Consider the following 12,665-nt stretch of genomic DNA (forward strand, 5'->3'; position numbering starts at 1 on the left):
CCAAAAGACCAAAAGTAATGATCTAGGAGCTCAAGTGGTGGTAAATCCTGGCGAGATCACGACAGTCGCCCCGGTGGACGGCACCGCCCAGGTCTTCGCCGAGGTGCTGGCCGGGGTCGTGAAGACGGATCAAGTGCCCCTCGACAGCCATTTCTTCGACGATCTGGGCGCCAACTCGCTGGTCATGGCGCAGTTCTGTGCCCGGGTCAGGAAGCGGGACGATCTGCCGCCGGTGTCGATGCGGGACATCTACGGCCACCCGACGATCCGCAGTCTCGCCACGGCTCTCGCCGAGGTCCCGGACGCCGGACCGGCTCCCGCACGGACGGCCGAACCGCCTCCGCCGCCGGGTAGCACCGCCCGCTATGTCCTGTGCGGGGTCCTGCAGTTCCTCGTCTTTGCCGGGTACTGCCTCGCCGCGGGCCTCGCCACCGCCCAGGGGTACTCCTGGATATCCGGCGGCGACGGTGTGCTCTCCGTCTACCTGCGCTCGCTGGTCTTCGGCGGCGCGCTGTTCCTGGCCGTCTGCACCCTGCCCGTGGTGGCGAAGTGGGTGCTGGTGGGCCGGTGGAAGGAGACGGAGTTCCCGGTGTGGGGCCTTACCTACGTCCGCTTCTGGACCGTCAGGGCACTGCTGCACGCCAACCCGATGATCCTGTTCACCGGCAACCCGCTGTACGTCCTCTACCTGCGGGCCCTCGGCGCCCGTATCGGCCCGGGCGTCACGATCCTGTCCCACTCGGTGCCGGTCTGCACCGACCTGCTGACGGTCGGCGCCGGCACGGTGATCCGCAAGGACGCCCTGTTCCTCGGCTACCGGGCGCACGCGGGCCGGATCCGCACCGGCCCTGTCACCCTGGGCCGGGACGTCTTCGTCGGCGAGAAGACGGTCCTCGACATCGGCACGTCCATCGGCGACGGCGGCCAGCTGGGCCACTCCTCCGCGCTGTACGACGGCGCGGCCGTCCCCGCCGGGCAGCGCTGGCACGGCTCCCCGGGCCGCCCCACCGACGTCGACCACGTCCGTGTCCCGGCCACCCGCTGCGGCACCGCGCGCCGGGCCGGCTACGCCGTCGCGACCCTGCTCCAGACACTGCTGGTGTACGTCCCGCTCGGCCTCGGCGGCGCCTTCCTGGTGATGGACCTCGTGCCGGCCCTGGACCCGCTGCTCGAACCGAACGCGAAGGACCTGGCGTCGGCGGCCTTCTACGCCGAGGCGCTGGCCCTGTCCGTCGCCCTCTTCGCCGGTTTCGTGGTCCTCGGCCTCGTCACCGTGACGGTGCTGCCGCGGCTGCTGAACCTGACCCTGAGGGCGGACCGGGTCTATCCGCTGTACGGCTTCCACTACTCGGTGCAGCGCGCGATCGCGCGCATGACCAACATCAAGTTCTTCAAGTGGCTGTGCGGCGACAGCTCGTACATCGTCCCCTACCTGCGGTCCATCGGCTACGACCTCTCGCACGTCGAGCAGACCGGCTCGAACTTCGGCACCGAGGTCTCGCACGAGACGCCGTACCTGGCCACCGTCGGCAGCGGCACGATGGTCGCCGACGGGCTCTCGATCCTCAACGCCGAGTACTCCAGCACGTCGTTCCGCCTCTCGCGGGTGGCGATCGGGCCGCGCAACTTCCTCGGCAACCACATCGCCTACCCGGTCGGCGGCCGTACCGGCGACAACTGCCTGCTCGCCACCAAGGTCCTGGTCCCGCTCGACGGTGAACTGCGCGAGGGCGTGGGCCTGCTGGGCTCACCGCCGTTCGAGATCCCGCGCACGGTGGAGCGCGACACCCGCTTCGACCACTTCCGCGAGGGCGACGAACTGCGCCGCCGGCTGTCCGGCAAGAACCGCTTCAACGCCCGCTCGATGGCCCTGTTCCTGTTCCTGCGCTGGCTGCACTGGTTCCTGCTGACACTGCTCGGCTTCGCGGCCGTCGATCTCTACGGCGGTCACAGCGCCCGCGGCGGCCTGCTCATCGGCGGCTACCTGATGGCCGGCCTCGCGGTGACCGTCGGCTACTGGGCGCTGGTGGAGCGCGTGATCACCCGGTTCCGGCCGCTGAAGCCGCGGCTGTGCTCCATCTACGACCCGTACTTCTGGTGGCACGAGCGGCTGTGGAAGGTGCCGGACGAGCATCTCGCCGTGTTCAACGGCACCCCGTTCAAGAGCCTGATCTGGCGGCTGCTGGGCGTGCGGATCGGCCGGCGCGTCTTCGACGACGGCTGCTACATCACCGAGCGGACGCTGGTCGCGATCGGCACCGACACCACGCTCGGCCACCACTCCAAGGTGCAGGCCCACTCCCAGGAGGACGGCACCTTCAAGTCCGACCACATCGTCATCGGCGACGGCTGCACCCTCGGGGCGGGCGCACTGGTCCACTACGGCGTCGCGATGGGCGAGGGCGCCGTGCTCGGCGCCGACGCCTTCCTGATGAAGGGCGAGGAGATGCCGGCGGGGGCGCACTGGGGCGGGAATCCGGCGGTGGCGCTGCGCCGCACCTGAACCGCCCGCACGAAGCAAACAGGGGGAAGAAAGTCATGGAAACAGTTCCGCACCCGACGCCCGGTCCGATACCGGACGTCACCGAGTACGCGGTCCCGCTGCCCGAGGGCACGCCGACCGATCCGGCCGCGCTGCTGACGGCCCACGCCAGGGTGCTGGCCGCCCTCTCGGGCGAGACGGAGGGCACTCCCGGCGACGAGCTGCGGGTCACCGTCACCGACGGCACGCTGCGGCTGAGCTACCGCACCGGCGCCTTCGACGCCGACGCGGCCGCCCGCATCGCCGGCTACCACCTCACCGCGCTCGCCGACCCGGACCGCGGGAGCCTGCTGTCCGAGGAGGAACTCCGCTTCCAGCTCGAGGAGTTGGCGGGCCCGGTCCGTGAACTCCCGGACCGGCGGGTGCACGAGCTCTTCGAGGAGCGGGCCCGCAAGCACCCGGACGCCGTGGCCGCCGTAATGGGCGAGCGGCAGTGGACGTACGCCGAGCTCAACTCCCGGGCCAACCAGGTCGGCCGGGCACTGCTGGCCCGCGGTCTTGAGGCCGAGGGGGTCGTCGCCGTCGTCATGGAGCGCGACCTGGACTGGATGGCGGCCGTGCTCGGCGTGCTCAAGGCCGGCGGGGTGTACCTGCCCGTCGAACCGCACTTCCCGGCCGAGCGGGTGTCCAGGACACTCTCCCGGGCGGGCTGCGAACTCGTCGTCACCGAGCGGGGCAGCACCGGCTCGCTCTCCGGGACGACGGCCACGACCCTGTTCGTGGACACCTCGTACGCCGAGGGCCACGCGGACGACGATCTCGGGATCCCGGTCGCGGCGGACCAGCTGGCCTACATCTACTTCACGTCCGGCTCCACAGGTGAGCCCAAGGGCGCGATGTGCGAGCACGCCGGCTTCGTCAACCACGTGCTCGCCAAGGTCGAGGACCTCGGGATCGGCGAGGACGACGTGGTCGCGCAGACCGCGCCGCAGTGCTTCGACATCTCCCTGTGGCAGCTGCTCGCCGGGCCGGTCGTCGGCGGGCGGACGCTGGTCGTCGACCAGGAGACCGTCCTGGACGTGCCGCGGTTCGTGGACACGGTGGTCCGGGAGCGGGTCAACGTGCTCCAGGTCGTGCCGTCGTATCTGGAGGCGGTGCTCGCGGAGTTGGGGCGGCGGCCGCGCGAACTGGCCGACCTGCGCTGTGTGTCGGTGACCGGCGAGGCGGTGAAGCGGGAGCTGGTGCAGCGCTGGTTCGCCACCGCGCCCGGCATCCGCCTCGCCAACGCCTACGGGCTCACCGAGACCTCCGACGACACCAACCACGAGGTCATGGACCGGGTGCCGGACGGCGACCGGGTCCCGCTCGGGCGGCCGCTGCGCAATGTGCGCGTGTACGTCGTCGACGAGGACCTGGTGCCCGTGCCGCTGGGCGCGCCGGGCGAGATCGTCTTCTCCGGGGTGTGCGTGGGGCGCGGGTACGTCAACGACCCCGAGCGCACCGCGGCCGCCTTCATGGAGGACCCGTACCGGCCCGGTGAGCGGCTCTACCGCAGCGGTGACGTGGGGCGCTGGCGGTCCGACGGCCGGCTTGAGTTCCTCGGCCGCCGGGACACCCAGATCAAGATCCGCGGGTTCCGCGTGGAGATCGGCGAGATCGAGAACGCGCTGCTGCGGGTGGCCGGGGTGCGTGACGGGGCCGTCGTGGTGGTACGGGGGACGCAGCTCGCCGCGTTCTGCGCCGGGCCCGAGCCGGTGGGCGCGGACGCGGTGCGGGAACGGCTGGCCGCGTCGCTGCCGTCGTACATGGTCCCGGCCGTCGTGCACTGGCGTCCTCGGTTGCCACTGACGGCCAACGGCAAGACCGACCGCCGGACGCTCACCGCGCTCGCCGAGGACCTCGACGCCGCGGCGGCGGGCGAGCCGGTGACGGCCGGCGAGCGGCGGCTCGCGGATGCCTGGGCCGAGGTGCTCGGTGTCCCCGCCGACCGGATCGGCCGCCTCGACCACTTCTTCGACCGCGGCGGCACCTCGCTGTCCGCCGTGCGTCTCGCGATCGCCCTGGACCGGGCGATCACCCTCAAGGACGTCGTCCGCCACCCGGTCCTCGCGGACCTGGCGGGCCTGCTCGACCGGCAGCACTGAAAGGAACCCCGAGATGTCATCCATGAATCTCCTCCCGAACCTGGACCTGGCACCGGACAGTCCGCCGATCCTGCACGCCAAGCCCGGCGACGACCCGGCGAGTTGGGCCGCCGAGCACCACGACCCGCTGCGTGCCCTCGTCCTCGAACACGGCTGTGTCCTGGTGCGCGGACTGGGCCTTTCGGACCCCGCGACCACCGAGGCCGTCTTCCGGCGGCTGACCAGCGGTCTGATGCCCGACCGCGAGCCCTTCGCGCCGCGGCGCAGCTACGGGGACGGCGTGTACTCGACGACCAAGTGGCCGCCGAACCAGCAGATGTGCATGCACCACGAGGTCAGCTACGGCCTGGAGTTCCCGGGTCTGCTCCTGTTCGCCTGTCTGGAGGCGCCCGCGGCCGGGGGCGCGACCGCGCTCGCCGACGCGTCGGCGGTGCTGCGGGACCTGCCCCGCGAGCTGGTCTCCCGCTTCGAGCGCGAGGGCTGGCTGCTGACCCGCTCGTACCACGAGGAGATCGGCGCGTCGGTCGAGGAGGCGTTCGGCACGGACGACCGCGCCGCCGTCGAGCGCTACTGCCGCCGTAACGCCATCGAGTTCGCCTGGCAGAGCGACGGCTCCCTGCACACCCGCCAGCGGCGCGGCTCGGTGCTCCGGCACCCGGACTCCGGTCTGCCCTGCTGGTTCAACCAGATCGCGTTCCTCAACGAGTGGACCATGGAGCCGGAAGTGCACGAATACCTGGTGGACATGTACGGCGCCAACGGGCTGCCCTTCAACACCCGTTTCGGCGACGGCGGTCCGATCGACGCGGACGTCGTGCGGACGATCAACGAGGTGTACGACGCCCACACCGTGCGCGAGCCGTGGCAGGACGGCGATCTGCTGCTCGTCGACAACATCCGTACGGCACACAGCCGTGAGCCCTTCGAGGGACCGCGCGAGGTGCTGGCCGCGCTCGGCAACCCGGTGGCGCGCACCGACGGCGAGGTGAGCGGCGTATGAGCACCGTCGGCGCACCGACCTTCGCCCTCGTCACCGGCGCACAGGTCCAACAGGCCCTGCACGGAAAGGAGCCTGAGATCGCGGACCTCGTCGAGGCCGTCTACCGGCTGCACGGCGCGGGCGACTCGGTGAACCCTCCGTCGTACTTCCTGCGGTTCCCGGACCGCCCGTCGTCCCGGATCATCGCACTGCCCGCCTCACTGGGCGGACCGCTGCGGGTGGACGGCCTGAAGTGGGTCTCCAGTTTCCCGGAGAACATCAAGTCCGGGCTGCCGCGCGCGTCGGCCGTGCTGATCCTCAACGACCCGGAGACCGGTTACCCGTTCGCCTGCCTGGAGAGCTCGGTGATCAGCGCCACGCGCACCGCGTCGTCGGCGGCGCTGGCGGCCGGGAAGCTCAGCGCGGGCCGGAGCCGCCCCACCCGGGTCGGCTTCATCGGCACCGGGCTGATCGCCCGCTACATCCACACCCATCTCACCGCCACCGGCTGGGAGTTCGAGGAGACGGGCGTGCACGACCTGTCCGCCGAGAGCGCCGCCGGGTTCCGCGGCTATCTGGAGCGGTCCGGCGCACCGGGCAAGGCCGTCGTGCACGACACGGCCGAATCCCTCATCCGCTCCAGCGACCTGGTCGTGTTCGCCACCGTCGCCGGCACACCGCACGTCCACGACCCGTCGTGGTTCGGCCATCACCCCCTGGTCCTGCATGTCTCCCTGCGCGATCTCGACCCGGAGATCCTGCTCGCGTCCGCCAACTTCGTCGACGACGTCGAGCACTGCCTCAAGGCCGAGACCTCCCCGCATCTGGCCGAACGGCTCACGGGGAGCAGGGACTTCATCGACGGCACGCTCGACGACGTGCTGACCGGACGGGTGACCGTCCCGACGGACCGGACGGTGGTGTTCTCCCCCTTCGGCCTGGGGGTGCTCGACCTCGCCGTCGGCCGGTACGTCCACGACGAACTGGCCCGGCGCGGCGAACTGCACGTCGTCGACGGGTTCTTCAACGAGCTGCGCCGGTACGGCTGAACGAGCTGCGCGCATGAGGAGGGGGGCGTCATGCCCGTCATATCCGATCCTTCGGAGTACAACGAGTCCGACCTCTACGTCGACCTGCGGGCGGCGCTGGAGCTGCCGCTGTTCCTGAAGTGCGAGGGGTTCAACTTCGCCGGGTCCATCAAGCTGAAGGCGGCCCGCGAGATGGTGAACGCCGCCGAGCGCGACGGCACCCTGCGGCCCGGGTCGATCCTGGTCGAGTCGTCGTCGGGGAACCTGGGGGTGGCCCTGAGCGTGATCGCGGCGAGCCGGGGCTACCGGTTCCTGTGCGTGACCGACTCACGGTGCAACCTGGTGACGATCCGGCTGATGGAGGCGCTCGGCACCCGGGTGCACGTGGTCAGGGAGCCGGACCTGCACGACGGTTATCTGGGCGCCCGGCTCGCCTACGTGCGGGCGCTGTGCGCCTCGGACGAGCGATACGTGTGGCTCAACCAGTACAGCAACGAGGGGAACTGGCGGGCGCACTACCGCACCACCGCGCCGGACATCGCGCGCCGCTTCCCCGACCTGGACGTCCTGTTCGTCGGGGCCGGCACCACCGGGACCCTGATGGGCTGCGCCCGCTGGTTCTGGCAGTGGCGGCGCCCGGTGCGGATCGTCGCCGTCGACAGTGTCGGCTCGATCACCTTCGGCGGGCCGCCCGGCGTGCGGATGATCCCGGGGCTCGGCACCAGTGTGCCGCCGCAGCTGCTCGACAAGTCGTACATCGACGACGTGGTGCTCGTCGAGGAACCGGACACCCTCCAGGTCTGCCGCCGGCTGGCCGCCCGGGGTTTCCTGTTCGGCGGCTCCACCGGCACGGTCGTCGCCGGCGCCGACCAGTGGCTGTCCGCGCACGGCCGCCGCGGCCTCACCGCGGTGGCGATCGCCCCGGACCTCGGCGAACGCTACCTGGACACGGTGTACCGCCCCGGCTGGCCGCACGGCCTGCCCGAGGCGGACCCGGTCCACCACACGGCGGAGGCGATGGCCCACCTGGCCTGACCGCCTCTCCCCCCCACGGCACCCGGCCCGCATACCTGCGGCGACCGGGTGCCGAGCCGATCCCACGAGCGGCCGGCACGTGCCGTATCGACGAGGTGCCCGTACGCCCCGCCGCAGCGACCAGAGGCCCTTCCCGCAAGGCGCCCGCAGCGCCCCGGCTGCGTGACCGTGAGGCGCCGGCACCCAGCAGCGACCCGCTGCCGTACCGGCGAGATCCCGCCACACACGCCCACCCCGCACGGTCCCGCAACACGCCCGCACCGACCCGGCGACCCGTCCACGACGGCCGCCCCGCGGAGCGCCCGGCACTCCCGGTCCCCGTGCTGTGTCCGTGAGGTGACCGGTGCCGTACCCCGGGGTACGTTCGCATAATGGCAGGCAGTACGCACACCGTGACCAACCAGCCCCCACCGCTGATCGGCTACGACGCCTACAGCGCCGACCGGGCCCTGCGCGCGGCCGTGGAACGGCATCTCGACCCGGCCCTGCTCGACGAGGTGCACGGTGAGCTGGCCGCGCTCGGCCGGGCCTGCGGCTCGGCGCAGGTGCAGGAGTGGGGCCTGCAGGCCAACGAGAACCCGCCCCGGCTGCGCACCCACGACCGGCACGGCCACCGCATCGACGAGGTGGAGTTCCATCCGGCCTGGCACCGGGTGCTCGGCAAGGGCGTCTCAGCGGGCCTGACGGCCGCCTGGGCCCGCCCCGGTGGCCATGTACGGCGAGCAGCCGCCTTCCTCCTGTGGACGCAGGTCGACGCGGGCAACTGCTGTCCGCTGTCGATGACCCACGCGGCGGTCCCCGCCCTGCGCACCGACCCGGACCTGGCCGCCGAGTGGGAGCCCCGCCTCACGTCCATGGTCTACGACCGCGAGCTGCGGCCCGCCCACCTCAAGGCGGGGGCGCTGTTCGGGATGGGCATGACGGAGAAGCAGGGCGGCAGCGACGTGCGGGCGAACACCACGTCCGCACGGCCCCTGCCCGACGGCGGGACGTACGAGCTGACCGGCCACAAGTGGTTCTGCTCCGCGCCGATGTCGGACGGCTTCCTGGTCCTCGCCCAGGCCCCGGGCGGGCTCACCTGCTTCCTCGTGCCGCGCGTCCTGGAGGACGGCACCCGCAACACGTTTCTCCTCCAGCGCCTCAAGGACAAGCTCGGCAACCGTTCCAACGCCTCCGCCGAGGTCGAGTTCGACCGGACCTGGGCCCGCCGCGTCGGCGACGAGGGGCGCGGGGTCCGCACCATCATCGAGATGGTCGCGGCGACCCGGCTCGACTGCGTGCTGGGCTCGGCGGGCCTGATGCGCCAGGCCGTCGCCCAGGCGATCCACCACTGCACCCACCGCGAGGCCTTCGGCGGCAAGCTCGTCGACAAGCCGCTGATGCGCAACGTCCTGGCCGACCTGGCACTGGAGTCCGAGGCGGCGACCACCCTCGCCCTGCGTCTGGCGGCCGGCTACGACAAGGGCGACGAGCAGGAGCGGGCCTTCCTCAGGATCGCGGTGCCGGCGGCCAAGTACTGGGTCACCAAGCGCTGCGCCCCGCTGACGGTGGAGGCCGCCGAGTGCCTGGGCGGCAACGGCTACGTGGAGGAGTCGGGCCTGCCCCGCCTGGTCCGCGAATCACCGCTGAACTCCATCTGGGAGGGTGCGGGCAATGTCCAGGCCCTGGACGTCCTGAGGGTCCTCCGGCGGGAACCCCAGGCGCTGAACGCGTATCTCCTGGAGATCGGCGAGACCCGGGGCGCCGATCACCGCCTGGACGCGGCCACGAAGAACCTCTTCACCGAACTGGCCGATCTGGAGGGCATCGAGGGCCGGGCCCGGCACCTGACGGAACGGCTCGCGCTCGTCCTTCAGGGCTCCCTGCTCGTCCGTCACGCCCCCGCGGAGGTGGCCGACGCGTTCTGCGCGTCCCGCCTGGGCGGCGACGCGGGGTCAGCCTTCGGCACGTTGCCCCCCAGCCTGGATCTGGCGTCGGTGGTGGACCGCGCCCGTCCGGTGGACTGACCTGTTCGCAAGAGAACGGGGGTGGTGCTGCGCCGACACGGCACCACCCCCGTTGCGGCCCTCGGAGGCCGGAGAACGCCGCTGCGAGACGGCGTTCGCCCAAGTTTCAAACAAGCCGGAGCACACCACCAGGGTTGCAGGGGGTTGCAACTTCCTGGCGTCTGTGGGCGGACTGTGTTCCTGCCCGAGACACGACCGGCACTATTGGACGGACAGTCAATGGACCCGGGACCGGGAGGACCAGTGCCGCTCTCGCCGACGCATGTGACCCACCTAGCCACCGCGGACACGGCACGTGCGGCGCGGGTACTGAACGACATCCGGTCGGCCACCCTGTCCGGTCGGCCGGCGCCCATCGCTCCGCGCCCCGTGATCGAGGAGTCCTGGACCCGTATGCTGCGCGGCGGCGTCGACCCGGACCACGACTTCCGGACGGGGCTGCTGGCGCCCGAGGAGGTGCAGCGGCGCCGGGAGAGCACCCCGCTCCGGCATGTCCTGCCGGTCCTGCGGGAGGGGTTGCTGTCGGTCGCGGACGTCGCCCACCACATCATGGTGGTCGCCGACGAGGACGGCCGGGTGCTGTGGCGGGAGGGCAGTTCCCCCGTGCTGCGCAAGGCGGACGGCACCGGCTTCGAACTCGGCGCGGACTGGCGGGAGGACGTCGTCGGCACGAACGGCATCGGCACCCCGGTGGTGGTGCGCCGCCCCGTGCAGGTCTTCGCCTCCGAGCACTTCGTCCGCTCCCAGACCTCCTGGACCTGCACGGGCGCCCCCATCAAGGACCCACGGGACGGCCGGCTCATCGGCGTGGTCGATGTGAGCGGGCCGCTGGACACCATGCACCCGGCGACGCTCGCCTGGGTCGACTCGGTGGCCAAGCTCGCCGAGTCACGGCTGCGCGAGCTGCATGTGACCGCTCTGGAGCGACTGCGGGCGGTGGCGGCGCCGGTGCTCGCCCGGCTCAGCGGCCGGGCCCTGGTGGTGGACCGGGACGGCTGGACGGCGGCCGTGACCGGAATGCCGTATGCGCAGCGGATCGCGCTGCCCAAGTCCCTCTCGCCGGGCCGAAGGTGGCTGCCGGCGCTCGGTCTGTGCGCGCTGGAGCCGCTGGCGGGCGGCTGGTTGATCCGCGCCGCCGACGAACCGGAGCCGCAGGGCGTCACCCGGATCGTCCTCGACCTCGCGCAGCCGCGCCGCTGGACGGTGACGGTGTCGGGCGGCGCGGGCACCTGGAGTCACGAACTGAGCCCCCGGCACGCCGAGTTGCTCTACCTGCTGGCCCTGCACCGCTCGGGCCGCAGTGCGGCGGGCCTGGCCGAGGACATGTTCGGCGATCCGGGCCGTACGGTGACGGTGCGCGCGGAGATGTCCCGGGTACGGCGCTATCTCGGGGCGTTTCTGGAACACCGGCCGTATCGTTTCAGCGAGGACGCCGAGGTCGAGGTGGTGCTGCCGGGCCGTCCGGGCGACCTGCTGCCGCACTCGACCGCCCCCGCCGTGCTCGGGGCCCGGGCCGGCGCCGAGACCGAGTGAAAACCCTCGATCTGGGCGCATCTTCCGCATAATTGCACGGTCTTCGTCCCCCGCGGCGCTTTACTGCCGTAGCATCCCCTACGGGCCACCCCACCTGCTCCTCGATCAACGTACGGATCATCAGGCGCAGTTGGCCCGCCTCGGGAGGACGGTATGAAGCAACGTGGCAGACACCGCAGGCGCAAGCGGGGCCAAGCGCTGCGCGCCTTCCTGGCCGGGACCGCCCTCGCACTGACCGCCGCCGCCACCATGATCAGCGCCTCCCAGGCCACGGTCGCCGCCAATCCCGGGCCACTGAAGCCGCTCACCTCGGCCGCCGAGACCGACCCGCTGCGCCTGAAGGAATCCCGGATACCGCAGGGCGACCTCGACCGGCTCTCCTCCGCGATGGGGCGTCCGGCCGGCGTCTCCGCCGTCCTCGGCTCCGCCGACCGGAGCCTGCGCGACGCGATCGACTGCACGGCCGGCGAGCGCAGGGCGCTGCCCGTGGCCCCGGAGGCCACCGCCGCGTACTGCTGGGACACCGCCGACACCCGCTCCTGGCGGGCCGGGGCGGTCACCACCTCCGGAGACGCAGACGACGACGGCCTGTGGGGCGCCCATCGCGTGATCCTCTCCGCGTGGAGCCGCACCGGCACCGCGGCGCACGACGGGGGCCTGGCCCGGGTCGCGTTCGTCGACGCGGACGACCTGAACCGGCCCACCTACTCCTGGGTCCTCCTCGCCGTCCCGGTCGACGGCGGGCGCGACTACCGGGGCCTCGTCTCCCAGGTCTCCGGCATGGTCTGGTACCAGAACAAGCTGCTGGTCACCGCGAGCGGCGACGGCGGCGACGGCGGCGAGGCGCTGTACGTCTACGACATGAACCGCGTCCAGCGGGCCACCGTCGACAGCGACGCGGTCGGCAGGGTACGCGGCGGCTGGTCGGCGCACGGCGCCCAGTGGGTCCTGCCCGCGGTCGCCTCCTACCGCCCGACCGCCGGAACCGGCGCCGCCCGCCCCGACTACCTCTCCCTGGACCGCAGCACCGCCCCGGACAGCCTGGTCGCGAGCGAGTGGGTCTCCGGGGACGGCGACGCCGGGACCCGGCTGTGGCGCTACGACTTCAGCACCTCCCCCGCCCGCTCCGGCCTCCTGGCCACGGACACCGGCGGCTCCGCGCGCGCGGCGGAGGCGTACGTCACGAAGGCGTCCGGCTCCGGCCCCGTCCTGTCGTACGACTCCCAGTGGTACCTGGGCCGCGCGGCCCGCACCGAGAGCGACCACGGCACCTTGTGGCGGCAGAACGCGAAGGACCCCGCGAAGGCCGCCCGGTGCGGTGCGGACGAGACCCGCAGCTGCTGGAGCGGGGAGGCGGAGTCCCTGTCGTACTGGGAACAGACGGGTGACGTGTGGTCCCAGTCGGGCCGGGTGCTGTTCGCGCTGCCGCTGGCCTCGATCGACAGATCTCTGGGATAG

At 72.1% G+C, this 12,665-nt stretch carries 8 protein-coding genes; all 8 read left to right on the top strand.

From position 1 onward, the window contains the following. Positions 1-34 precede the first annotated feature (34 nt). Entirely contained in the window at positions 35-2,503 is a 2,469-nt protein-coding gene (locus tag ACIBJB_RS08670) for a Pls/PosA family non-ribosomal peptide synthetase (RefSeq protein WP_398927926.1), read from the top strand. A gap of 35 nt (positions 2,504-2,538) precedes the next feature. Then, positions 2,539-4,626, top strand: a complete 2,088-nt coding sequence (locus ACIBJB_RS08675) for an amino acid adenylation domain-containing protein (protein WP_398927928.1) — start codon at positions 2,539-2,541, stop codon at positions 4,624-4,626. Between the two features lie 13 nt (positions 4,627-4,639). Continuing rightward, positions 4,640-5,626 (top strand): TauD/TfdA family dioxygenase, encoded by a 987-nt coding sequence (locus tag ACIBJB_RS08680; protein ID WP_398927930.1) that lies wholly within the window; start codon positions 4,640-4,642, stop codon positions 5,624-5,626. After that, a complete protein-coding gene (gene sbnB / locus ACIBJB_RS08685) occupies positions 5,623-6,654 on the top strand; it encodes a 2,3-diaminopropionate biosynthesis protein SbnB (protein ID WP_398927933.1) in 1,032 nt (343 codons plus the stop codon). Before ACIBJB_RS08680 ends, sbnB begins: the two co-directional genes overlap by 4 nt. 30 nt (positions 6,655-6,684) lie before the next feature. Further along, positions 6,685-7,668 carry a 2,3-diaminopropionate biosynthesis protein SbnA gene (gene sbnA, locus ACIBJB_RS08690; RefSeq protein WP_398927935.1) on the top strand — a complete coding sequence of 328 codons (984 nt, stop codon included), beginning with the start codon at positions 6,685-6,687 and terminating at the stop codon, positions 7,666-7,668. A gap of 371 nt (positions 7,669-8,039) precedes the next feature. Beyond that, entirely contained in the window at positions 8,040-9,674 is a 1,635-nt protein-coding gene (locus ACIBJB_RS08695; RefSeq protein WP_398927937.1) for an acyl-CoA dehydrogenase family protein, read from the top strand. Positions 9,675-9,893: 219 nt separating this feature from the next. After that, positions 9,894-11,207 (top strand): GAF domain-containing protein, encoded by a 1,314-nt coding sequence (locus tag ACIBJB_RS08700; RefSeq protein ID WP_398927939.1) that lies wholly within the window; start codon positions 9,894-9,896, stop codon positions 11,205-11,207. 153 nt (positions 11,208-11,360) lie between these two features. Continuing rightward, complete coding sequence (locus ACIBJB_RS08705) at positions 11,361-12,665, top strand: hypothetical protein (RefSeq protein WP_398927941.1); 1,305 nt, start codon at positions 11,361-11,363, stop codon at positions 12,663-12,665.

It is taken from the genome of Streptomyces sp. NPDC050759 (genome assembly GCF_044456945.1).
In the GTDB taxonomy this organism is placed as follows: Bacteria; Actinomycetota; Actinomycetes; order Streptomycetales; family Streptomycetaceae; genus Streptomyces.

Coding starts and splice junctions, on each gene's coding strand:
- ACIBJB_RS08695 (WP_398927937.1), top strand. CDS start 8,040: ATGGCAGGCAGTACGCACACCGTGACCAACCAGCCCCCACCGCTGATC.
- sbnB (WP_398927933.1), top strand. CDS start 5,623: ATGAGCACCGTCGGCGCACCGACCTTCGCCCTCGTCACCGGCGCACAG.
- ACIBJB_RS08680 (WP_398927930.1), top strand. CDS start 4,640: ATGTCATCCATGAATCTCCTCCCGAACCTGGACCTGGCACCGGACAGT.
- ACIBJB_RS08675 (WP_398927928.1), top strand. CDS start 2,539: ATGGAAACAGTTCCGCACCCGACGCCCGGTCCGATACCGGACGTCACC.
- ACIBJB_RS08700 (WP_398927939.1), top strand. CDS start 9,894: ATGGACCCGGGACCGGGAGGACCAGTGCCGCTCTCGCCGACGCATGTG.
- ACIBJB_RS08705 (WP_398927941.1), top strand. CDS start 11,361: ATGAAGCAACGTGGCAGACACCGCAGGCGCAAGCGGGGCCAAGCGCTG.
- sbnA (WP_398927935.1), top strand. CDS start 6,685: ATGCCCGTCATATCCGATCCTTCGGAGTACAACGAGTCCGACCTCTAC.